Genomic DNA, 22327 nt, shown 5'->3' with positions numbered 1-22327 from the left:
TTTTCTCTACCGCGTAATAATACGCTTGAGATAGGTTGTAACAATATCCGAAAAATGCTTAACATCCCGGGTATAGATAAAGTCCTTGCCATAGATCAGCTTTTCTGCCTTAAGCTCCTGTTCGTTTCCAGTGAAAACGCCGAGGACCGATATCCCACGCTGTCTGGCAATGCGCACCTCCTTGGCCGTATCACCGACAGCCAGACCGCCGGTATAGGCTTTTTCTCCCCTGAACGGATTTTTATTTCCCTTGCGCTCCAGATGCATGTCGTTGGGCTTGCCATCGCTCAGTATAATCAGGATTTTATTCTCCTCATCCCTTGTATAAAGCCCATCACAGATTCCCTTGATGGCCAGGCCATCCCGGTTGCTTCCTTCACAGTAATATTCAAAAATATTATCGGTCTCCCTCAGGGGATCATCATAATTTCTAAAACGTTTGAGGACCGTAAAATCCAGAAAGCAGTTAAAACCGTTGACCCGGCAGGGTATCCCGGCTTCAATCAGCGCCCGGGCAATGATGTACGCCTGAATGGCAACCAATGCCTCCCGCCCTTTTTGAGATGTACTGCTGTCCAGCAAGAGGTCAACCACGTAGCCGCCCTTATCATTGCTCTCAAAACGCCTGAATATCCTGGAACAGGGTGTTCTGCCCACACGCCATACCTTGGCGGCGTCAATATCGCCTGAATCGCTGGCGACTGGATAGAGGGCTCTCTCTGCGACCAGTGTGCGGATCAATGCGTCCCGGAGACGCTTGATCGTTCTGGAATAAACTCTCAGATTTGCCTGATAGGCGTCCTGGTTTCTCTTCAGATCCCTTTTCGCATATTTCCTCTGAAATTCACCGTCACACTCACTCCGCAGCACACCCTCTGTATAATGCAGCCTGCAGTCCCGGTGAACGCCCTTGCATATCCGGCTCTGAAGCTGCTTGACCTGGTAGGACTCCAGGTATGAGCTGCCACAGTAATGCGCCACCTGCTTATGCATATTGTCAATCTGTTCCTGATCAAGATAAACCACATCCGCTTCTGCGATATTTCCAGACATTTCCTTTTGGTCACTGCTTACCTGGAGCGATTCGCGGCTCATCATCGCCGAAATAACACTGTCCACAAAATCCTCTGTGTTGATATCCTTTTCTTTATCCTGGTGCAGAACCGCCCCCCAGTCAAGAGGCCCTGCGTCTTTTAACCCCTGCCACTCAATATAGACGGCATCCACGCCTTCAAGCAGCTCTGCCGTTGTCGCTGAGCTTCGCAGTCTCAGTAAACCCTCTGCCAGCTTCCGCGCTTCAGGTTTAACCGAAGAAGCAGCCCCTGCCAGTATCTCAAAAATGGCATACTCGACCTGATCCAGTATCTTATTTGAATCTGGCGCTTCCATCAGGACGACCAGCTCTGAACAGGCTTCGTTTTGAATGTCTGCGATTCCCGGTCTTTCTTTAACCAGATGGTCAATGACCATTGGGTTTGCAGCATGAAGAATCAACAGCTGAAGCCGGTCCCGCTTAAATCCCTGACGTCTCCGCCAGCCAACATAGGTATCGACCAGCTGCCAGTCTATAAAACGCCGGCGGCCGCCTGCTGTAATGCCATAATAAAGCGCAATATTTTTTGAAAGGTTGGTTTTCTCCGCTGTACTCATCTGCTCCTTGTAATCTCCGCAGATGGTCCACATCAGGTTTGTTACGCGGTTATCAAATTCAAAGTCATCGTATTCCCAATGTAAATTTTCCCCCATTATCTTTTCCTCGATATTCTTTTATAATATCCCCAGTTTATCACTTATTCTTTAAATTAGCCACCCTATGAACGGGTAAATTAATGCTATTCTATTTTAACATACTGCCTCCTTAAATGCTGTTGTAAAAAACACAAAACCGGCATTTAGCAGTGCCGGTTTTCTTTTTTAATCTGTTCATTATGGTATTTTTTTAACATGACCGTTCCAGCAAGAGAACCGCCCCCGGCCAGAAGCAGAACTGCGCCTGTTCCCAACTTTTCCGCAATTCCGGTATTTGGGTTTCCTGCGCTGGTTTGGACTGCTGCCTGCGGCACTGCATTTCCGTCTTCCTTTGCCATGACAAATGCCTGTGGGCTAAAAGCTAAACAAAATAAAAGTATGGCTATAATGATTGAATGGTTTATTTTTTTCATGATAAGACTCCTTATATTTTATAAGTATTTACTTTATACCCCTCCGGCAAAATTTGACACATTGCCTTAAAAAAGTCTTATTCTTCTTTATCCGCTTCCTTTCTCAATGAAAAAAACAAAGCCGCCGATCCGAGAATGGCGACCAGAAAAATCAAGGCCATGCCCACATCCCGGATTTTTATGTACAGGTCTTTTTCAAAAACATTGGCATAAGCTTCATAGGCGCTCACACCGCTGTAAAGCAGGGCATTCTCTTTTTCTGTCTCCTCGCCCGCTTCAACAGATGTGTTCTCATCTTTGCCCCTGTCCTCTCTCTGCTCGAACTCCTGGTCAAGCTGAAGAGATCCCATCTCCTTAACATAAGTAAAAAAGCTGCTGCTGATAATAAATATTATAATCCCCAGAAAAGCCAAAAGGCCTTTCGTAAACTTATCCATCCTTTTTACTCCTTCTCTATTATGGCGTATCTCTTATTATAGAAGACCCTTTCCACTTCTAAACATTCTTTTAGCAAAAATCACGAAAAAAGTGTGACACTTCTGTGCGCAAATAAAAAAAAGACCCATACCTTTATTGGTATGGGTCGCATAATGTTTAAAGCAGATAATCGGGAAGCTCGTGAAGCTTCTTCATTTTTTCTTTCAACTCTCTTTTAACTTTTTCTTCAAGCTCGACTTTATTGCGCGCTTCCTTCTCTTCTTTTTCTTTTCGTTCTTTTTCGATACGGATGGCTTCCTGCCGTTCAAATTCTTTCTTTTTAGCTTCTTCGGCCTTCCGTTTTTCTTCGGCTTCCGCCTTCTTCTTAGCTTCTGCTTCGGCAGCTGCTTTCTTCTTATCTTCCTCTTCAGCTTTCGCTTTGGCGGCCGCTTCTTTCTCAGCCTGCTTTTTCGCTTCCGTTTCTGCCTTTTCTTTTGCCTTGGCGGCTTCCTCAGCTTTTTTCTTAGCCTCAGCTTCTTCCCTGGCCTTTGCCTGGGCTTCTTCAGCCGCTTTTGCTTTCGCAGCAGCTTCTTCCTCTGCTTTTTTCTTGGCCTCTGCCTCGGCTTTCGCTTTTGCCTCAGCTTGCTGTTTTTTCTTTAACTCTGCCTCAGCTTTCTTCTTTGCAGCTTCTGCTTCTTTTGCCTTTTGTTCCGCCAATTTTTCTGCCTTTTCTTTTTCAGCGGCTTCCTTAGCGGCCTGCTGATCCGCCTCTTCTTTCGCCTTTTTTTCAGCTTCCTTTGCCTTGGCAACAGCTTCAGCCTCTTTTTTCGCTTTTTCGGCGGCCTCAGCCTCTGCTTTCTGGCGAGCGGCTTCGGCTTTCTTTTCTTTTTCCTCAGCTGCCTTTTCGGCCAGTTCCTTTTCCTTTTTGATGGCTTCGGCTTTCAGTTTTTCTGCTTCAAGCTTGGCAGCAGAGACCTGATCCTCTTCCTTCGGTTCCCCCATAATCTTTTTCTTCAAATCGTCGATGATTCCCACTTCGTTATCCCCCGTATTAGTAGAATTTTCATCTGTCAAAACCTTAGAAGCCAGTTCATTTTTTTCTTTAATGGTACTATTATGTGTTTTTAATTCTGATTTTAATTTGCTTTTCCTAGCCATTTAAAAGCCCCCTTTGGATTCTATTTCTTTAAATAAATTCAGATAATCTTCAGCGCCATTTGACTTTGGTTTATACTCAAAAATAGATTGCTTGAATATCGGTGACTCTACCAGGGCGATATTCTTTCTGATATAAGTATCCATAAACTTCTCGCCAAAGCTCGCCTTTAAATTATCATATTGAAGATTGTTAATATTATTACGTACATCATGAAGTGTTGCAAAAAGAAGGGTAATATCCTTATTGATTCCCAGTGACTTGCTGATATATTCCAGAGTTTCCTCCAAGAGATGCACCCCGTCCACAGCATAATACTCAGTTTGCACTGGAATGAAAATATCATCGGTGACAACAAGCGCGTTGGTGGTTACAATACTGAATGACGGCGAACAGTCAATGATGCAGTATTCATAATCGTCTGCCACTGCCTCAAGCTTGCGTTTTAAAATAAACTCACGTCCATACATGCCTGCAAGCCGCGGCTCAATCGTTGCCATCAGAAGACTGGAAGGAATGATATCAATGTTATCGCTTACTTGATAGATAACATCCTTAGCCTCTTTTTCGTCAGTAAACAAATGATAGATACATGGACGGTCCAGATCGTACTCCATAAGAGAGTTGGTCAGGTTGCTCTGCATATCGCAGTCAATATAGAGCACCTTTCCTTTTATCTTTTGTCCCAGCAGATATCCGAGATTGATGACAGATGTGGTTTTTCCGCAGCCGCCTTTTAAGTTAAATAAACTGATGGTTTTCACGTCGTTCCCTCTTATCTTTTTATTTTTTATAAAAGATCATAGTGCTATAATCGCTTATAAAAAATAAAAGGTCTGTATATGAAAAGATGTTTAGATGGAATAGCTTCCATCTAAACATTTCATGCGTTTTAGAAAATGACTTTCTTAATATCTTTATGCGGTGACGCGATTACTGAGTAACTTGTGATAACACCTAAATCGCGCATATCTGCCTCTGCGGCTTTAATCGCCTGTTTAACAGAAGCAACCTCACCAGTCAATAATACAAAACCTTTACCACCCAAGCCTCTGGCTATTCTGATTTCAATCAGCTCGACATTCGCAGCTTTAACAGCCACGTCGCCAACGATAATTGAAGAGATTGCATTAATTGTTTCAACGATACCAAGAGCTTTGACATCTTCGATTTCTCCCGCACCTAACATAGCCGGCAATACATCCGGATGAATGTTCGGAATAACGTGGGATTCGAGTACATAGATTCCACCGATGTGCTCACCGTTTCTAATTGATGCCTGAACGGCCCCTACGTCACCGGAAATTATGGTAACATATTTCCCGGGACATAAAGGAGAGGCCATCATTAAATCAACATTTCCGGCTTTCAGCATATCATCAGTGGCTTCGATGCCGATAGGAATACTCTTAAATTCTATAAAACCTACTGCTTTTTTCAAAATACCACTTCTTTCTATACTGTGAATTCAATGCTTATTTGCTACAAATTACGTATAATTACTAGATTAAAAAATTAAAGAACTGATGGTAATAACATCATTAACAGGCTAAAGTTAACTAACTGCCATACCCAGATAGTAGCTGCTGGAGGGTCAATATGAGAATCAGCATAGCTATTGAATGTCAATGCCATTACTTCGCCCCATACAGAGGTAATGATACCCATGATAGCGCCACCTAAGATTGCTAAGAATGGATTTAATGTAGCAGCGAAAACGATCATAGCTGTTGTGCCTGCTGGCAGAATTACGTGGTGGTATCCTTCTAAAGGAAGACCCATACATAAGAACGTCAGGGATACAGCAGCGATACCGAAACCGATGGAACCGATGTTATTGAATAAGTATAAAGCTTCATCAGAACCAGCTACACCTAACTGACCTAAAGTAGCAGCTAAGCCACCAATAGCAATACCAATACCTAAGCCTACCATAATTAAGAAGCTTAAGCGTTTGCCTTCTGGGAAGTATTTTCTCTTTTCAGTACCAGTATATTTACCAGTAAGACCAGATTTTGTGAAGATCAAACGTACTAAGATGTCAGAGATGAATACTGTTAAAGCAACAGTATCGGTCCAACCTGCATAGCTGAATACCATTCCGCCAAGAACGGCACCTAATAAGTACTGAATTAAGAAACCAATAATACCAAATACACCACCGACTAACAGAACACCAGCGTCTCCAGTTTTGAATAATGGAGTAACGATATCCTGACCGTCGTCTAACAGGTTTTTAGTCTTAGCGTATGCAGCACCGGCTACAGCACCACCGAATGCTACGTGAGGTCCAAAGAAAGAACCAAAGCTTAACGCACCAATCATAGGAGCACCAGCTTCTCCGCCAAAAATAGCAGCAATTACAGTTAAACCTGTAAATACGAATGAAGGAACACCACCGATAGCAGCAGCTAATAAACCACCGCCAAACGCGGTAATTAACATTGTAAAGTCCATAATTATCCCCCTTATTAAATTATTTAGGACCGGATGGTAATTTTACCATCTTCGACGGCAGTTACTTTACCGTCGATACTTGCGAAAATACGGGCGCCAAGGCTTCCTTCCGGGATTTCTCCGATCAGGGTTCCCTTTTCAACAACATCCCCTACACTGACAACCGGCTGAGCAGGTGCACCAATGTGCTGTGCCAGCTGAATGGTTACTTCAGTAAACTGTTTGCCGCAATCGACCATCGGAGCTGGTTGATCATATTCATCCAGACCCAGACGAGAAATTAAACGATGTACGTTAAACTGTTTTGCCGATCTGAAAGGATCAGCCTGTTCAGGTTTGTTGTGATGTGGGTTTTTGATGCCTTTGCTGCCTAATTCCCGCTTGAGTGCGATATTGAACTTCCAAGGCTGGAGATCCATAACGCACGCATATTGACATAAGCCACATTCACAGCATAAGAAAGCATTTGTAGCTTGAGTGGTCGTATCACAAGTTGAGCCATAGGCTGCGATTCGCATAAGCTTGTGTGGTTCAAGGTTATGTCCCAGACTGTGTCTCGGACAAACTTCTGTACATAAACTACACTGCATACACGCCATTCCGGCTAATTTTATCGTATCCTGGATGCTTCTTGTCTTTGATTCGATCAATGGATGATCGCTCGGTAAAACAATAAAGCCCTTTGTGGTCTTTGTGACGTAGGAGTCGATATCGACAATTTTCCCCATCATTGGTCCACCATTGATAATGACAAAATCGGAAATGGTTGTTCCGCCAGCCAGCTCAAGTGCTTCACGAACAGTAATTCCAAGTGGAACCTTTGTCGTGATTTTATTGCGGACTGCTCCCGTAACAGTAATATATTTATCTACTACGGGCTTGTCCTCGTTCATTATATCATAAATATTGAGAAGTGTCTCTACATTTATGACTAAAGTTCCAACATTTAATGGAATTCCACCCTCTGGAACAATTCTCCCTGTTGTTTCATATACCAGTGTTTGTTCATCACCGGCAGGATAGAAATTATTCATAATGTGAAGGTCGATTTTTGGAAAATTTGGTAAGTCCTGTCTTAAAGCGCCAATGGCCGGGACATATTTCTTTTTAAGTCCGACAATGCCTGCCTTTGCCTTAGTATGATCCATAACAGCCTGAAGAGCCACCAGCATGTGGTGGGCTCTCTCGGCCATTAATTGTTGGTCAACTCTTAACAAAGGCTCACATTCAGCACCGTTGACAATAACTGTATCAACTTCAGCGTCGATTTTCACATGGGTTGGGAAGCCAGCCCCGCCGGCACCAATAATACCAGCGCTTTTGACTATTTCAACTAAATTTGTGCTCATGAGCAACACCCCTGTTATTGTTATTTAATATCGAATCCCCCAACGAGCACACATCTTCTTCTTCTTGCGAAGGATTTAGCAGATGTTAAGCCTTCACCGGTCGGACCTGCAATCGTGAATGTCGGATAACCTTCACCACCAAAGCCAATACCAGCGTAGGATGGACCATTTTTAACGAAAATGGTCGTCTGGATTCTCTTAGCCATTTCTGTTAATTTATCTACATTTTTGGAATGCATGATAGCGGTGTGTCTGTTTCCATGTTCTAATTCAACAGCAACATCGATACCTTCATCAACGTTAGCAACACGAACGATTGGAAGAATCGGCATCATCAGTTCTTCTACAGCCAACAGATGATCTTTAGAAGTTTCACAGATTAACACGCGTGTGTCTTCAGGAACATCCAGGCCAGCTGCCGCTGCGATGTATTTAGCAGATTTACCAACAAAGTCACGGCTCAGACGGCCTTCAGGACAAACCAGATCGGCTAAAGCGTCAATGGCTTTTTTGTCTGTAATTTCATATGCGCCGTTTTTCTTCATGTTGAAAATCAGATAGTCTGCTACCTGGTCAACAACAACGACTTCTTTTTCTGCAATACATGGCAGGTTATTGTCGAAAGAACAGCCGTCGATAATATCTTTTGCTGCTTTTTCGATATCTGCGGTTTCGTCAACCAATGCCGGTGGGTTACCGGCGCCGGCGCCAATGGCTTTTTTGCCACTGGACAGAACCGCTTTAACAACACCTGGGCCACCTGTCGCAACTAACATTCTGATTTTAGGATGAACCATCATTTCGTTAGCAGCTTCAATTGTGGGGTTAGCGCAGGTTACGATTAAGTTTCTCGGACCACCAACAGAAACAATGGCTTCATTTAATAATTTAATACATAAGAAGCTTGTCTTTAATGCCTTTGGATGGGGTGAGAAAACAACCGCATTGCCGGCAGCTAACATACCAATACTGTTGTTAACAATGGTTTCGTTCGGGTTTGTGGTCGGTGTAATCGCACCGATTACGCCGAATGGTGACAGCTCAAGTAATGTACAGCCGTCATCGCCAGCCCATGCTTCTGTCAATAAATCTTCAACGCCCGGTGTACCCGTTGTTGCAAGACGGTGTTTAGCTAACTTGTGTTCATAGTTACCCATACCGGATTCTTCAACAACCATCGCGCAGATTGTTTCAATATTTTCTTTTTTGAGCATGATTTCACGCATTGCAGCAATCATCTGACGACGCAGTGCCAATGGTTTCTTCATATACTCCTTCTGGGCAACTGCAGCAGCTTCAATTGCAGCGTCCATGGTCTGGAAAACGCCGTCTTTGCCATCTACTACCGGAGCACCGGTTTCTTCAGCATAGTCGATCTGATCCATTACCTTTTTTACAATATATTCAATACCTGTTGTATCAATATTCATACAGATTTCCTCCTGGATTCCTCTATTAAATCTTCTCTTTTATAAAATAGCTAATGCGCTTTGTGCAATGGCCATATCCTGGTCTGCTGTACCGCCGCTAACGCCGATACCGCCGACAACTTTTCCCTCAACAATGAGTGGATAACCACCACCGAAGGTCACAATACGGCCTTCATTAGTAAATTGAATTCCAAAGAGTGCTCCATCTTCTTTTGCCAGATCGGTAACCTTATCGGTAGACATTTTCAACGCATTGGCTGTATAAGCCTTGTTAACTGAAATATCCATACTGGCAAGCAGGGAATCTTCCATTCTTTCAAAATACGTTAAATTACCACCTGCATCAACAACGGAAAAAACAATAGGCACACCCATTTCTTCTGCTTTAACCCTTGCTGCTGCTCCCATTCTCTTAGCAGTTGTCAGAAGTGAAAAGTCTTTTTTTTTCTCTTCCTCAGGAGCTTCTTCTGAAGGCGCTTCAGCCATTTTTATTTTTTCAACGACTCGTCTGACGACTTCTTTCACCATTTCGTTGTATTCTTCAGTTCTTGCGAGAACGAAAAGCAGATCGGAAAGACGGTTGGCAAATTTCACCAGCTCCGGTCTTACATCAGGATCCTTGTGGGTATACTCCACAATTCTTCTTTCGCCGCGCCGTACAACTGTACGAGCCAGATGCAAGGCTGAGGATACAGGGTTTTTCCCTGGTACAATAAACGATTTTTGCGGGCCGATAACGGAAAGGTAATAGTCGAGTTTTTCTTCCATAAAGTCAATGTCTCCCTGGGAAATCCCATCCTTCAACATTGCCTTCCCCTTTTCGTCACTGGCGAGTTCCGCACCTAAAACGAAAATTCTTTCTTGTAAATGGTGGAGGATTTCGCGGATGTCATTGTCTTCAGATAAAGAATAGGCCAGGCCAATGGCTGAATTGGCTTCATCCATTGTACCGTAGGCTTCTACCCGAATATCATCTTTAGGCGTGCGGTTACCGCCGAACAAACCGGTTTCACCTTTGTCACCGCCTCTTGTATAGACATTTGGCATATTTCTACCTCACTAAACAATTTGAATTTCGTCAACAATTCCAACGATAGTCATATCAAGCGGTGCCAGTTTATCCCCGTAAACATAACGGGCCGTACTACCGGTCGTTACAATGACGGTTTCACCAATGCCAGCGCCGACAGAGTCGACCGCAATGGCAGTAGACTGGCTGGAGTATTTTTCAAACTCCCCGTTTTCATTGATTTTTTTGATAATTAAAAGCTTACAGCCCACAAGGTTAGAATCCTTCTGGGTTGAAACCACATTACCAACTACTTTTGCTAAATGCATTCAATCACCTACTATATCTTTTCTACACGAAGACCAAGGGTAGCGATTGCTTCCTTAGCATACTCTGTAATGATAGCGTCCGCAGGCACTTTGATCACTTTGCTGTTGCGGTGTAATAATACATCGCCCCGGCTGATGATACGTTTTGCAATCATGCCATCATCCGGTTCAAAGGGATCGGATTCTTTGGCTGTCTGCGCAGGCGCTGCACAGGCGCTGCTCTGAAGCGCGTCCTTGCAACTGTCTTTCCCAACACAGCCATCATACAGCTCATCTGAGCTGACCAGCTTGATTCCAAAGCTTTTTAAAGCCTTGAGGTTATTTCTCAGTAACTCACGGTAGCCTTGTGGGGATTTTCCCATTCCCAGCTGGGCTCTGACGCTGTCATCCGGACATGCGCCATTGATCGCACAAACAACTGGTGTTCCGGCCATAATCCCGTGGTTGATGAGGGTGAGCATTTCATTATCACAAATACCGTGAGCAACCTTTGCTGCGGTATTAACAGTTGTCGCTGCAATAATGATTTGATCAACTTCACCGTAAAGTTCTTTTTGGGCTACCTTGGAACCACTGTTATAAATGGTGTCTAAGCCTAAGGTTTCCTGTATATAGCTCGGAGTGAATACGTTCATCGCCTCATCCGAAAGGAAAACCTTTAATTGCCAACCATCATTTTTTAACTTGACCAGTGAATCCATTGCCTGTTTAAACCCAATCGCCGCACCGGAAAAAACAACAAGCGCTGTTTTAGGTTTATTTTTTATTCTTTTGATGACTTCTTCGACAACCTTCTGGATAAAAACATCCATAAAGGCTTCACTGTTAATCAAATCTTTTAAGTCCAAATTATATCACCACATTCCTTACCTTTGACAATTAAAGGCTATCCCTAAAGGAGTTACCAACAAAGGTTCTACGGGTTTTACTGTTTTGATGCCGATTTCTTTTTCAAAAACCTGTTCAAATTTATCAAAAACACAGGCCCCGCCGACCACATAAATGGTGTCGACATCATAGCCCTGGATAAAACGATGGACAATTGACGCCATCTTTTCCACAACTGGTTTAATGACTGGAAATATCTTCCGCTGGTCTTCATGCTTTTTCATTTCTTCTGCTTCTTCAAAGCTGATATGATAAGCGCCTGCGATGACAAGACTCATATGCGTCCCGCCAGTTGCCTCATCGGCTGTAAAAATGACTTCACCATTTTTCAAAATACTGATACCGGTGGTACCACCCCCAACGTCTACAACAGCTCCGTTCTGGATTCCCAAAACGGTTGCGGCCGCCGTCGGTTCGTCGACCACATTGGTAACGGTAAAATCAGCTGAATCCACAACATTGGAAATAATCTTAGTATTTCCTTCCAAAATTCCAGGTGGGATAGCGGTTGCGGCATTGGCATACGTTAAATCAACACCAATAATATTTTCGACTTCGGATTTTAATGTTCTGACGATGTTCACCGCTCCGAGATAATCCACGACGATCCCGTCTCTTACAACGTGAGCGCCCTGGGTAGCGCCTGCTACCGGACGGTTATTTTCGTCAACAACAGCTACAACGATATTGGCTGTACCAAGGTCGACGCCAACCTTCAGGTTACCCTGATAAGGGTTTGCTCTTTTGGCTTTGATCAGTTCATTAAACTCTAGTATCGTGTCATTACCGCTCTTCCAGTCCATTATTTCTCCTGCTTTTTAACAATTTTTAAAATGTCATTATTTTTAAGTCCGGCAGCATTGGCTTCATCGGTATCAATATGCATTTCATAAGCATATTTCGGTGATACACGTACCAACACATCACGGAAAAGAGTAGGACGCAGCCCACTGCTTTCCACACCTACACAATCGCCATCCTTCAGTCCCAGCTGTTCTGCAATGTCCGGAGTCATGTGAATGTGACGCAGTGCCGCAATGGCACCATGATCCAGTTCAACACGTCCGCACGGTCCTTCCAGAATAAGTCCCGGTGTTCCTTCCAGTTTTCCGGATTCACGAATCGGTACATTCACACCTAATGTTCGTGCATCGGTCATTGAAAGTTCAATCTGGGTTTCGCTTCTTGCTGGTCCTAAAACTCTAACTTTAGGAAATTCACCTTTGGGTCCAATGATTTTGACACATTCTTCACATGCAAACTGACCAGGCTGTTTAACATCTTTCAAGTTTGTAAGCTGATGTCCTTTGCCGAATAATATTTCGACATGTTCCTGTGTCAAGTGAAGATGTTTATTGGAAACGCCCAACGGCACGCGATTGGGAGCGTCTTTTTCTGCCATTAATTTCTTGACAGTGTTGATGACAATCTCTTCAATCACTTTTCTTTCAATATCATTCATTCGCTTACACCTTTTCTTTAAGATCTATGGATCTGCTGTTCGCAAGGATTATTCTTCTTCTGTCGGTTGTTCTTCGATTGCTTCATCTTTTTCTTCAGAAATAGGCGTCAGTGTTTTTTCCACTGCGGTTGTCGGTTTTTTCTGGTCATACTTGTTAAAAACCCAGTAAGAGTCCAGTTCCATCCGATCGCGATCCTGTTCCGGATCAAAGCCCATTGTCTGGTTGTTATAGATCATCGGTCCAAGCCCATCGGCCGGACGTGCAATCACTTTTGTACTAAAGACACCGCGGCCTTTGGCACAGGCCGCCGTCGCCGCTTCAACAGCAGCTTTAACGGCACCTACGTCGCCAACGACTTTAATGGTATGCATACCGTCGCCTTTAGCGGATTCTAACCCAAGCAACTCGACATTTGCTGATTTCACAGCAGCATCAGTGGCTTCAATGGCTGTTGCCAGCCCAATCGCTTCAATCAACCCTAATGCTTGTCTCAAATAAATCCCCCCTCACTATTTAGCACTGCCAATGTCTTTAAAAGGCATTCGTTTTACAAGTCTGGCCGCATTTGCGCCAATGGCTCTGAGGGTATTCTCATCATCCTGAAGACAGACAGAAAACAGCGGAGCGTTTTCTTTCAGCTTAATGTAATGTAAAACAATACTGTCGCCGATACCGATGCCCACACCGAGATGTGAGACCTCAGCCGCTTTGTAAGCCAGCTCAACGCCGTCATTGTTGTCCTTTTCTTCAAGAGAATAAGGTAAACCTTCTTCTTCGATGCCTAATAAAACCTGTGTGACAATGCTTTTATTGACAGAGTTTTTATTGTAATAAACCTTTATTTCTGGTTTTGGAGCTTCGAAGTTCACGTTCATGTTATTCACCTTCGCCGTACGCAAGTACTAATCCGGTGGCAACTGCGTTTCTTGGACCTTCTACACTTCTTATATTTGCTCTACCTGCTACAATACTAAATTTTGATAAAGCATCCGTTACCAGCTGCGGAATCTCGAAGTCGAGCGCAGAGCCACCGACCAATGTAACAAACTCGATGTCTCTTACATTACCAGTTGGGCTGACGCGTTCCAATGAACGAATCGCGTTGACAACAAAAACTTTGGTTTTTGCTTCTCGGCGCACAGTACGGATTCTTTCCAGCGAATGGTTTCCTGGAATCGGAACCATGCCACTTGGTGTCAGAATAACGACACGTGCAAATGATCTCGGATCTAATGGTTCATCAAAAAATTGAACAGTTCCATCTTCATGACGAATATGGAATAAGCTTTCTACCTTTGCTAAAGGATATTTTTTAATATCTTCTGCCAGACCTGAGTCCTCGAAACCAAGTTCTGAACCGATAAGCATGGTGACCATGTTACCAGCGCCTGCCAGATGAATAGAATGTATTTCGCCAGCCCTGTTAATAATAGCAGCATCTGTCGATCCTGCGCCCATGTCAATGATCGCGAGCGGTTTATTGCTCCCCGGGGTGGTTAACGCACCGCGGATCGCCATGTCAGCTTCAACACCGCCGACTTCAACCTTAACGTTCAGTTCTTTTTCAAGAACTTCAGCAATCATGTTCATCTGTAATTTATCAGCCTTAACCATCGCGGCGATACCAACAGCATTTTCCATGGAAAATTCGTCGGCCATACCACCCTTTACGCTCTGAGGCACAAAGGTGTCAACAGCTAATAAATCCTGAATTTTGATGTTTTGAGGATTCTGTTCAGTCAGGTTTGACATAACCTGTCTTACCTTTTCGAGCATACCGCCGGCGTTTGTCCCGGCTTCCCCCTTAACATCTTCGACAGGCGCAACGCTTCGGATTGCATCCATGATGATTTCCGCGCCTTCATCAACATTAACTTCGGCTTTTTTATGTTCGCCCTGGATAATGATTTTACCAGCTGGGATTTTACGTTCTTTAACGTCCCCTGCTGGTGTTTTGATGACAACGGCAGAACGGTTCCCGATCAAGGCTCTTGATACAGGAACAACTTGTTTGGTTTCATCTGAGGATAAATCGAAGACTGTTGCAATCCCATAAGGATTGGATAATTGTTCAACAACGGCTCCTGGAGCTGCTACTTCTACAGCAGCACGCATTCCAAGCGGAACCTTATCAATTAAAGAAACTTCATCGACAATCGGGATCTGTTTGTTCAAACGGTTATTAATTAAAACGCCATCATCACGCTGGACAATGGCACCATTTACAAAAATGCCGTTTTCAACGGCCTGATTAATAATGCTGGAGGAACTCTCAAAGTCAACTTCACGCGGAATGATGACAATAACCGAGTCGCCTTTTTTAACACTATTAATTTCCCTTATGTTTACAGTAACACCAACGCCGGTCCCCAATCCTCCCGGTGTGGAAGGATTGTGACCGATCATGGTTGATTCTGTAATAATTGTCTCAGTAATAGTTTCCATAGCCACATCACCAATAACTGGAGCGGCTTCATTGATTCTAATTAAATCAACATTATCAACAGTTAAGTTTGCTTTTTCTAGGGCTTGTTTTAGAGAGGCGAACACTCCATGAATATTTTGACGTGTCCCTTTCATACCAGTGGTACTAACGATGCCACTGCTCAGGAACTCAGGTTTTCCGTCAGTATATCGGGCAAGCGCCGTTTCGGTACTTGCGTTACCAATATCAATACCTGCAATAATCATATCGCTTCCTCCAAACAATTTCCTGGATTATATTGTGTTTACTTAAATTCTTTAGATCTCTTTCTTACATAGTAAACTTCAGCGGCTTCTGCTACTAAAGCTGCAGAGATAGGTGCATTGTACTGAGTTTTCAGTTCTTCTGAGATAGCTAACAGTTCATCTTTAGTAGATTTGTAAGGTCTCAGTGCATTGTAGATTTCAAGTAAACGAGCATCTGGAACAGCGATCAATTCAGCAGCTCTTCTTAAGTTGCCTGCGAATGCATCACGATGTACAGATTCAGCTACCTGAGCCTGTAATTCCAGAGTTTCTGGTCTGATTCTTAAATCTTCAGCGGTTAATTCACCAGCTAATAATTTATCCAGTGTTAATTCTTTGTACTGTTTGCCAGTAGCAGAGATAATTAATTCTGGTCTCTTATCACCGATTGGGTAATCATCTTTTGTAACTTTGTCGCCACAAGCACAAGAAGGTGCTTCAGCTGGTGCAGCTGACATAGACGCCATAACTTGTTTAACGATCTGTTCTAACATTTGTTCTTGAGTCATTCTATCCACCTCCTATTTGAATGTAACTTTCATTTCTACAGGTTTCTTACCTGGCACAACATGTTCTGTTTCTTTAATGTGTAACAGAGCAGCTTTAGCCTGATAAGCAGGACGAGCCATCTGGTCATTACGAACCGGAACTGGAGCCGGGCTTTCGCCTTTAGCATATTTAGCAGCATTTTTACCGATGGCACGATAGGTGTCTAAATCGATCAAAGGAGCCTGAGAGAATAATTCCAAGTTAGATAACTGTGGTAAATCTTTCTGGTGGATTAAGCAGGTGCCTTTTGACTGTAAGCCAACAGCAACGCCAGAACCACTCAGTTCAGCAGCGTCATGTCCGCATACAGCAACGTCGGAGCTTCTGTATACTTTGATAACACGAGCTTTTAAACCTTCTTCTTCGATACCGGCAATAATTTCTTTTAAGATTTTATCATGAGGTACGCCAACAATATTTTCTGTCTGGAATTCAGCAAAAGCTGGAGCTAAACCAATCAGAACTTCGTCAGCAGCAACGCCCTGCTGAACATCCCCTACTGGAGTTAATTCAACAGAACCTGCAGCAGCAGCGGCAGAAGCAGCCGGAGCAGCAGGAGCAGCATCGCATGCAGGAGCAGCGCCGCTCATTTCATTTAAAACATCTTCGATGATACTTTTTAACATTTGTTCATTAATAGCCATTCTACTACACCCCTTTCCTTAAATGCTGGCTGGGTCAACAGCCCATGGAATATCCTGAATTTCTTTCCATCTTTCATCACTGATTACATAACCAGTCATTGGACCATGGTAGTCATTCATGTAGTTAACTGCAGAAACAACTTCCCAGTCAGATGTGATCATAGAAGCGGTGTGTAAGTAGTCACCAGCACATTTCTGTAACTGAATGTTGAAGATAGATTCAGCAACATCTCTCATGCCGCCGCGGTCTAATGCTTTAACGAAGTCAACAGCAGTTGCGCGGTTTACTAAGTCTTCAGCAGCTTTCAGGTCAGCAACTACGTCACGGTCAGGCATATCCTGAGAACCGTTAGCGTATGTACCAGCTTCAACTTCTTCATCGGTGATTTCCGGTAAGCCTAATTCACGGAAGATAACCTGCATAGCACGGGCAGCTTTTGCACGGGCGGCAACAACAGTATCTTCATCAGCTGGCTGTAAGCCGGCGTCGATCTTAAGGTCGCGCTGGATTACGTTCCAGTCATCATAGTCTTCAGCATCCCAGTTAGAACCTGCGAACATGTTGTCGTAGTTTGGTGTAGAAGAGTAACCAGAACAGATATAGTCCGTACCTGGTACCATCTGCATTAATGAACGAGCAACTCTACGAAGGTCTGAGTGGGTGAAGGTCTGGTCATTAGAAGAAGCACATTCAAGGTCTAAACATGCTGCTAATAAGTTTTCAGCCAATACTTCACGGATACCGCCAGGTACACCGGCAGGTACACCGATACAGGATACGGAACCATTCTGAGTACCCTGAACGCCAGCGCCTTTTGTTACATATAAGCAGCGGGCTTCCAAGTATAACATGGATTTACCTTCGGCATAACCCATCTGTACTTCAGAACCGGAACCGGATGTAAAACGCATCTTAAGGCCACGGGAAGCGTAGCAGGATGCTAAGAATGCTTTAGAGTAAGGAGTATCATCGCCATCCATGAATACTGGTTCTGTACCATATACAGAAATCGTTTCAGCATAAGCGGTGTAGCCCTTCATACCTAAGTCAAGTTCGGTCGCTTCTTCAACAGCACACTGTGTTAAGATACCAGGACGGCCAACATTTGCGCCAACCATGATCGCTAAGGCGTTGAAAGGAGCGTAACGAGCGATACCAACGGTTGTTTCCATTTCGTCGAAACCACGGATAGCAGCTTCAGCAGCGTCACACGCGATCTGAACCATGTTATCTTTAACGTTGGTAACGTGGCACTGGTTAGAAGGCATTAAGCGGGCACGCATTTTTGTCTGTGCCATCATCATTTCCAGTACTGTCATGTTACCTAAAACTTCGGTAATTTTAGCAGGAGTAATGGAAGTAGTAATGTCTACAACAGTTGCTCTTGGTACGTTGATATCACAAAGCATACGAGCAATTTCCAGAGAATCCATTGCCATGTATTCCTGTGCTTTTTCTGTACGGATACCGTAGTTTGCGATGAAGGTATCGAGCATATCGAATTCTGCTCTTGCCTTACCGTCCATTTCTACGATAACGCCATTTTCAATTTTTAAGCTCGGAGTAGGATCTCCGGGGTTATTCATTGCAATAAGACCTACTTCAGGCCATTCTTTTACGAAACCGTCCTTTTTAACCGGACGAGCATCTAACGCTTCAAATCTTTTTGATCTCATAGTCATTCCTCCTCTTTTCTATAACTATTTCGCTACTGCTTCTTAAATATAAGGAGTTGTAGAAGATGGTGCAGGACCAGCCATAGCTTCCAGAGCTGGTTTACCAACTTCTCTTGCAGCGTAAATAGCTTGACGAACAGCACCTGCGTCGCCAGAGAAGAAAATCATGGACTCGTTTGAATACTGTGTGCCACCATTATCAGGTGAAGCATAACCAACTAATTCTACGTTAGCAGCTTTTAAAGCAGCATCAGACATTAATACGCCGATACCTGCAGGAGCGCCTACAACGATACCGAATGCTTTACCAATTGGAGCGCCTAATACCATGTTGCAAGCGAAAGAAGCTCTTGCTGTGTACTGGAATTCCAGATGGCCAGCGTCGTTTCCGTATACATCGCCGAAAGTTCTGTTTAAGTCATTTAAAGCGACTTCAACAGCACGTTTAGCATCAGATACGTCTTCAGCACCGAAAATAATTAAAGAACCGTGACCAGCGCCACCTTTTGTATCTCTTGCGAATTCGCAGGAAACAACTTCTGTGTTGGTAGCTTTAACAGCTTCGTCAGCTGCGAAAACCTGAGGGCCAGCACCAGTACGAGCGGATAAAATACCGATTGATCTATATTTAGGGTCAATTTTCATTGCTTCATGTAACTGAGAGTCTACATTAGCGATTACGAAACCAATGGTGTCACCAATGGCGGTTCCAACGAATTCAGTTAAGCCACAAACACCAGTTGCTGCTGCACAAGTACCTGTTTCTTCAACTTCATCCATTTTTTTCATGACTTCTTCCATCAATTTGTTCATTAAATCATCTTTCATTAATCTACACCTCCATTAAATTTAGATTAAAAACTAGGTAACATTTTTTCCACATCTTGATGTGGTCTTGGGATAACGTGTACAGAAACAACCTGACCTACTTTGTCAGCTGCAGCTGCGCCAGCGTCTACGGCTGCTTTTACAGCACCAACATCGCCACGAACCATAACGGTTACTAAACCAGAACCGATTTTTTCATAGCCTGTTAATACTACATTTGCAGATTTAACCATTGCATCAGCTGCTTCAATACAGCCAACAAGACCTTTGGTTTCAATCATACCTAAAGCTTCATTTGTCATAAGCTTTGCCCTCCTTGGTTGATATTAATATTCTTACTGTTACTATTTTAATCCATATACGGGAGTAATTACTTGCACTATTGTTATAAAATTATTGTCCGATTGCCGCTTTTTTTGAAAACGGTTTTCAATTTGGTTTCTTTTTGTCTTTGACCTTTCAGAGCCCTATCTTTTTTTGTCTTTTCCCGATATTATTTTGTGAATTTTCGTAAAATAAAAACAGGAAGTGCATTTTTCAATCACACTTCCCGCTTCTCAGACCTGTTTTCTACGTGTTTTTATAGGTTTATCTTTTTTTGCTTTAAGAATAAAATCAGGAAATTTCCTTTTCTTCTTCCTTTTCTTCGCCACTGTCGCCCTTTCGCAGACGCCTGTACTCTGTCGGCGTCATTCCTGTGCTTTTCTTAAAAACCTTACTGAAATAATTTGGCTCATGGTAGGACAAATCCAGCGCGATATTGATAATCGGCACATCAGTGTTGAGCAGCATATCCTTGGCAATCTCAATTTTTCGTTCGGTGAGGTAGGTGACAAAATTGACGCCGGTTTCTTTTTTAAAGATTTTACTCAGATAGTAAGAGCTCATGTTGGCGTACTCGCCCACCTGATCCAGAGAAATGTCCTTATGGCAGTTCCGGTCAATATAATTCAGGATATCCTCAATATTATTCTTCCGGTTTTCCTTATTGTCCATGAGGTGATCGAAAATTTTGTCAATAACCTTCATAATTTCGACCTTCAGATCGTATCGGTTTTTATAGGACGTCACAAATTGCTGGTTGTTCTTCATACGCAGCGGACTTTTGATGTCGTAGCCGCAGGTATCCATGGAGACAATGTTCAGCTCTTCCATAAAATGCTGAATCTCATTCTGGATGGACATCAGGTCGTAGCCATAGTGGTCATAGAGCAGATCCAGGTATTCGGTGAGGACGCTTCTGGTGTCGCTGTATTTTTTCTGGACAACCGCGAAAATGACTTCACTCATCTTCTCGTCAAATTTATTTTTTGCGTTTGCTTTTAATGTAGAGATCACCATGTTGATGGATTCCATAAGCTGCTGGGGCCTGATAGGCTTCAGCAGGAAATCATCCACACGGGCTTTGATGGCCTGGTGGGCAAAATCGAACTCGTTAAAAGCAGTGATTAAAATGACCTTTTTTTCCTGATCCTCTTTTTTGATGGCGCGCAGCACATCAATACCATTGATTTCCGGGATATTGATATCCAGAAGAACAATGTCAGGATCCAGCCTTCTGATCTCTTCCAGGGCAACGCGTCCTGAAGACGCTTTTCCAATGACCGTGATATTTTTACCGTACTGACTTAAAATCAATTCAATCGCTTCAATTTCCAGATGTTCGTCTTCTACGATAAATAATTTATACATTTAAACCTCTCCCTAATAATGCCTTACGGGGTATCTTAATCATCACTTCAGTCCCTTTACCAACTTCACTGTTGATCTTAATACCAAATTCAGGGCCATAATAATATTTTAGCCGTTTATTGGCATTGTTAATGCCAATACCCGTATTTTTGTCATTACCCTGCGCCTCTGGGTCGTAGTTGCCATCAAGGATCTTTTCAATCAACTCCGGAGCGATTCCCTTTCCATCGTCAATAATGCGGACCGTCACGATATCGCCGTCCTGTTCTCCGGTGATCATCACCTTGCCGCCGGCAGCATGGGGTTCAATCGCATGATTGATCGCGTTCTCCACAAAAGGCTGGATCGTCATGAAGGGGCACATCACCTCTTCGGCGTCCTCGTCGATGTGAATGGAATAATCCAGACGCTCTCCCAGGCGCATCTTCTGAATCGAGAGGTAATTTCGCACATGCTCAACCTCTTCCTTCAAAGTAACGATATTGGTGTTTTCCTTTTTTAAAGTATAACGCATCATATCCGAAAAGGCATAGATCATCTCCTGGGTCTTTTCGGCATTTTCAAGAAGAGCCAGACGCCCGATGGTATTGAGGACATTAAAGAGGAAGTGCGGATTGATCTGGGCCTGCAGCGCCTTGAGATCCGCCTCCTTGAGGGCCGCCTCCACTTCACTTCTCAGCTTGACCTCTTCCATGAGCTCGAGGTTTTTGTTGTGCAGCTCTTCCTGCATGATGTGAATCATCTGCTTTTCGACCAGATAATTGGCAATCGTATACAAAAGGTCCGCAGCAGCGTGAACCTGTTTCAGAGTGGTCACCATCGTCTGATCATAAAGCTTCTGAAGCTCCGGATTACCTGAGAAATCGGTGAGCTCGGAAACAGAACCGAGAGGCAGCTTTTTCATTCCCTCCTCGTCAATCCGGATCTGGCCGGACATAATGGCACCCAGATAATTCCCCTTGACCATGATCGGAACTGCTAAATCTACGAGGCCTCCATGACAGATATAGATTGAGGGTTTTCCTGAACGGGCAGACTCAATGCCTCCGTGAGCGTCAGAACGATAGCAGCACTCGAGACACTTGGCGTCCTCCCGCACCTTGGTGCAGTAGCCGGAAAAATTACTGTATTCCGTAATGGGGTTTCCCTTGTAATCTACGGTGATGGTCGCAAAGCCTGTTGCATCTGAAAAAGAATCTTGAATTTTCTGCAGCACTTCCACATCGATGATATCTGTGATTTTTAATAAGACTCTCATAGATTAACCTCTTTATCTTAATGATCTTACTTTAAAAACTCTTGTTTGAATAATATTATAACACAAACGTGCACTTTTTTAACCAAATTTTTGACATTTTAGATTATTTTGACTGAAATAGGCATTAAATTGTCCAATAATTAAGAATCATTTTAATTTGATGGCAAAATATTCCTTTTTTATTTACTTTCCTCTTTTAAATATAAAAGTCATATTTTTACTCCTGTAACCTTTTTAAGGTTTGTTTAAAGATTCTGAGCGCGAAAAACAGCAATATTTTGCCCTCAGA

The 22327-nt window shown here is 43.4% G+C and carries 24 protein-coding genes; all 24 read right to left on the bottom strand.

What is annotated here, in order from left to right; all coding sequences use genetic code 11:
* Window positions 1-6: 6 nt before the first annotated feature.
* Window positions 7-1746 carry a hypothetical protein gene (locus FYJ53_RS01860; RefSeq protein ID WP_090414745.1) on the bottom strand — a complete coding sequence of 580 codons (1740 nt, stop codon included), beginning with the start codon at window positions 1744-1746 and terminating at the stop codon, window positions 7-9.
* Between the two features lie 146 nt (window positions 1747-1892).
* Complete coding sequence (locus tag FYJ53_RS01855) at window positions 1893-2162, bottom strand: hypothetical protein (RefSeq protein WP_013382314.1); 270 nt, start codon at window positions 2160-2162, stop codon at window positions 1893-1895.
* 77 nt (window positions 2163-2239) lie between these two features.
* A complete protein-coding gene (locus tag FYJ53_RS01850) occupies window positions 2240-2599 on the bottom strand; it encodes a hypothetical protein (protein WP_090414746.1) in 360 nt (119 codons plus the stop codon).
* Between the two features lie 157 nt (window positions 2600-2756).
* Window positions 2757-3737: a hypothetical protein gene (locus tag FYJ53_RS01845; protein ID WP_090414748.1), complete on the bottom strand. Its 981-nt coding sequence runs from the start codon at window positions 3735-3737 to the stop codon at window positions 2757-2759.
* Window positions 3738-4499 carry a ParA family protein gene (locus FYJ53_RS01840; protein WP_013382317.1) on the bottom strand — a complete coding sequence of 254 codons (762 nt, stop codon included), beginning with the start codon at window positions 4497-4499 and terminating at the stop codon, window positions 3738-3740.
* A gap of 128 nt (window positions 4500-4627) precedes the next feature.
* Window positions 4628-5176 carry a BMC domain-containing protein gene (locus FYJ53_RS01835; RefSeq protein WP_013382318.1) on the bottom strand — a complete coding sequence of 183 codons (549 nt, stop codon included), beginning with the start codon at window positions 5174-5176 and terminating at the stop codon, window positions 4628-4630.
* A gap of 74 nt (window positions 5177-5250) precedes the next feature.
* Entirely contained in the window at window positions 5251-6192 is a 942-nt protein-coding gene (locus FYJ53_RS01830) for a hypothetical protein (RefSeq protein ID WP_013382319.1), read from the bottom strand.
* 23 nt (window positions 6193-6215) lie between these two features.
* A complete protein-coding gene (locus FYJ53_RS01825; protein ID WP_013382320.1) occupies window positions 6216-7541 on the bottom strand; it encodes a 4Fe-4S dicluster domain-containing protein in 1326 nt (441 codons plus the stop codon).
* A gap of 20 nt (window positions 7542-7561) precedes the next feature.
* A complete protein-coding gene (locus tag FYJ53_RS01820; protein WP_013382321.1) occupies window positions 7562-8971 on the bottom strand; it encodes an aldehyde dehydrogenase family protein in 1410 nt (469 codons plus the stop codon).
* 39 nt (window positions 8972-9010) lie between these two features.
* Window positions 9011-10018, bottom strand: a complete 1008-nt coding sequence (locus FYJ53_RS01815) for a cob(I)yrinic acid a,c-diamide adenosyltransferase (RefSeq protein ID WP_090414752.1) — start codon at window positions 10016-10018, stop codon at window positions 9011-9013.
* A 12-nt stretch (window positions 10019-10030) separates the two neighbouring features.
* Entirely contained in the window at window positions 10031-10309 is a 279-nt protein-coding gene (locus tag FYJ53_RS01810; protein ID WP_013382323.1) for a EutN/CcmL family microcompartment protein, read from the bottom strand.
* Window positions 10310-10320: 11 nt separating this feature from the next.
* Complete coding sequence (locus tag FYJ53_RS01805) at window positions 10321-11157, bottom strand: flavoprotein (RefSeq protein ID WP_013382324.1); 837 nt, start codon at window positions 11155-11157, stop codon at window positions 10321-10323.
* A gap of 18 nt (window positions 11158-11175) precedes the next feature.
* Entirely contained in the window at window positions 11176-12000 is an 825-nt protein-coding gene (gene eutJ, locus FYJ53_RS01800; RefSeq protein ID WP_090414755.1) for an ethanolamine utilization protein EutJ, read from the bottom strand.
* Window positions 12000-12659, bottom strand: a complete 660-nt coding sequence (gene pduL / locus FYJ53_RS01795) for a phosphate propanoyltransferase (RefSeq protein WP_013382326.1) — start codon at window positions 12657-12659, stop codon at window positions 12000-12002. The genes eutJ and pduL overlap by 1 nt, the downstream gene beginning before the upstream one ends.
* A gap of 48 nt (window positions 12660-12707) precedes the next feature.
* Complete coding sequence (locus tag FYJ53_RS21600) at window positions 12708-13154, bottom strand: BMC domain-containing protein (RefSeq protein ID WP_148429841.1); 447 nt, start codon at window positions 13152-13154, stop codon at window positions 12708-12710.
* 15 nt (window positions 13155-13169) lie between these two features.
* Complete coding sequence (locus FYJ53_RS01785) at window positions 13170-13535, bottom strand: glycerol dehydratase reactivase beta/small subunit family protein (RefSeq protein WP_090414757.1); 366 nt, start codon at window positions 13533-13535, stop codon at window positions 13170-13172.
* Window position 13536: 1 nt separating this feature from the next.
* Window positions 13537-15351: a diol dehydratase reactivase subunit alpha gene (locus FYJ53_RS01780; protein ID WP_148429843.1), complete on the bottom strand. Its 1815-nt coding sequence runs from the start codon at window positions 15349-15351 to the stop codon at window positions 13537-13539.
* Between the two features lie 38 nt (window positions 15352-15389).
* Window positions 15390-15899 (bottom strand): diol dehydratase small subunit, encoded by a 510-nt coding sequence (locus FYJ53_RS01775; RefSeq protein ID WP_013382330.1) that lies wholly within the window; start codon window positions 15897-15899, stop codon window positions 15390-15392.
* Between the two features lie 12 nt (window positions 15900-15911).
* A complete protein-coding gene (locus FYJ53_RS01770; protein WP_013382331.1) occupies window positions 15912-16583 on the bottom strand; it encodes a propanediol/glycerol family dehydratase medium subunit in 672 nt (223 codons plus the stop codon).
* Between the two features lie 18 nt (window positions 16584-16601).
* The gene (locus FYJ53_RS01765) at window positions 16602-18260 is read right to left on the bottom strand and encodes a propanediol/glycerol family dehydratase large subunit (RefSeq protein ID WP_013382332.1); all 1659 of its coding nucleotides are present in this window, start codon (window positions 18258-18260) and stop codon (window positions 16602-16604) included.
* Between the two features lie 42 nt (window positions 18261-18302).
* Window positions 18303-19088, bottom strand: coding sequence for a propanediol utilization microcompartment protein PduB (pduB, locus tag FYJ53_RS01760; RefSeq protein WP_013382333.1), 786 nt, complete (start codon window positions 19086-19088; stop codon window positions 18303-18305).
* 26 nt (window positions 19089-19114) lie between these two features.
* Window positions 19115-19390, bottom strand: coding sequence for a propanediol utilization microcompartment protein PduA (pduA, locus tag FYJ53_RS01755; RefSeq protein WP_013382334.1), 276 nt, complete (start codon window positions 19388-19390; stop codon window positions 19115-19117).
* 313 nt (window positions 19391-19703) lie between these two features.
* Window positions 19704-20780, bottom strand: coding sequence for a response regulator (locus FYJ53_RS01750; protein ID WP_013382335.1), 1077 nt, complete (start codon window positions 20778-20780; stop codon window positions 19704-19706).
* Complete coding sequence (locus FYJ53_RS01745) at window positions 20773-22038, bottom strand: PocR ligand-binding domain-containing protein (RefSeq protein ID WP_013382336.1); 1266 nt, start codon at window positions 22036-22038, stop codon at window positions 20773-20775. Before FYJ53_RS01745 ends, FYJ53_RS01750 begins: the two co-directional genes overlap by 8 nt.
* Between the last annotated feature and the right edge of the window lie 289 nt (window positions 22039-22327).

Source organism: Eubacterium sp. BL-380-WT-2B (assembly GCF_009696115.1).
GTDB classification, from domain to species: Bacteria; Bacillota; Clostridia; order Eubacteriales; family Eubacteriaceae; genus Eubacterium; species Eubacterium callanderi.
The sequence above is the reverse complement of the archived record's forward strand: the minus strand, read 5'-3'. Positions and strand labels throughout refer to the sequence as shown.

Excerpts from the sequence above, each read along its gene's own strand:
- pduA (WP_013382334.1), bottom strand. The coding sequence starts at position 19,390 with ATGACAAATGAAGCTTTAGGTATGATTGAAACCAAAGGTCTTGTTGGC.
- FYJ53_RS01770 (WP_013382331.1), bottom strand. The coding sequence starts at position 16,583 with ATGGCTATTAATGAACAAATGTTAAAAAGTATCATCGAAGATGTTTTA.
- FYJ53_RS01855 (WP_013382314.1), bottom strand. The coding sequence starts at position 2,162 with ATGAAAAAAATAAACCATTCAATCATTATAGCCATACTTTTATTTTGT.
- pduL (WP_013382326.1), bottom strand. The coding sequence starts at position 12,659 with ATGAATGATATTGAAAGAAAAGTGATTGAAGAGATTGTCATCAACACT.
- FYJ53_RS01780 (WP_148429843.1), bottom strand. The coding sequence starts at position 15,351 with ATGATTATTGCAGGTATTGATATTGGTAACGCAAGTACCGAAACGGCG.
- eutJ (WP_090414755.1), bottom strand. The coding sequence starts at position 12,000 with ATGGACTGGAAGAGCGGTAATGACACGATACTAGAGTTTAATGAACTG.
- FYJ53_RS01850 (WP_090414746.1), bottom strand. The coding sequence starts at position 2,599 with ATGGATAAGTTTACGAAAGGCCTTTTGGCTTTTCTGGGGATTATAATA.
- FYJ53_RS01845 (WP_090414748.1), bottom strand. The coding sequence starts at position 3,737 with ATGGCTAGGAAAAGCAAATTAAAATCAGAATTAAAAACACATAATAGT.
- FYJ53_RS01860 (WP_090414745.1), bottom strand. The coding sequence starts at position 1,746 with ATGGGGGAAAATTTACATTGGGAATACGATGACTTTGAATTTGATAAC.
- FYJ53_RS01745 (WP_013382336.1), bottom strand. The coding sequence starts at position 22,038 with ATGAGAGTCTTATTAAAAATCACAGATATCATCGATGTGGAAGTGCTG.
- FYJ53_RS01785 (WP_090414757.1), bottom strand. The coding sequence starts at position 13,535 with ATGAACGTGAACTTCGAAGCTCCAAAACCAGAAATAAAGGTTTATTAC.
- FYJ53_RS01765 (WP_013382332.1), bottom strand. The coding sequence starts at position 18,260 with ATGAGATCAAAAAGATTTGAAGCGTTAGATGCTCGTCCGGTTAAAAAG.
- FYJ53_RS01830 (WP_013382319.1), bottom strand. The coding sequence starts at position 6,192 with ATGGACTTTACAATGTTAATTACCGCGTTTGGCGGTGGTTTATTAGCT.
- FYJ53_RS01825 (WP_013382320.1), bottom strand. The coding sequence starts at position 7,541 with ATGAGCACAAATTTAGTTGAAATAGTCAAAAGCGCTGGTATTATTGGT.
- pduB (WP_013382333.1), bottom strand. The coding sequence starts at position 19,088 with ATGAAAGATGATTTAATGAACAAATTGATGGAAGAAGTCATGAAAAAA.
- FYJ53_RS01775 (WP_013382330.1), bottom strand. The coding sequence starts at position 15,899 with ATGACTCAAGAACAAATGTTAGAACAGATCGTTAAACAAGTTATGGCG.
- FYJ53_RS01810 (WP_013382323.1), bottom strand. The coding sequence starts at position 10,309 with ATGCATTTAGCAAAAGTAGTTGGTAATGTGGTTTCAACCCAGAAGGAT.
- FYJ53_RS01820 (WP_013382321.1), bottom strand. The coding sequence starts at position 8,971 with ATGAATATTGATACAACAGGTATTGAATATATTGTAAAAAAGGTAATG.
- FYJ53_RS01750 (WP_013382335.1), bottom strand. The coding sequence starts at position 20,780 with ATGTATAAATTATTTATCGTAGAAGACGAACATCTGGAAATTGAAGCG.
- FYJ53_RS01815 (WP_090414752.1), bottom strand. The coding sequence starts at position 10,018 with ATGCCAAATGTCTATACAAGAGGCGGTGACAAAGGTGAAACCGGTTTG.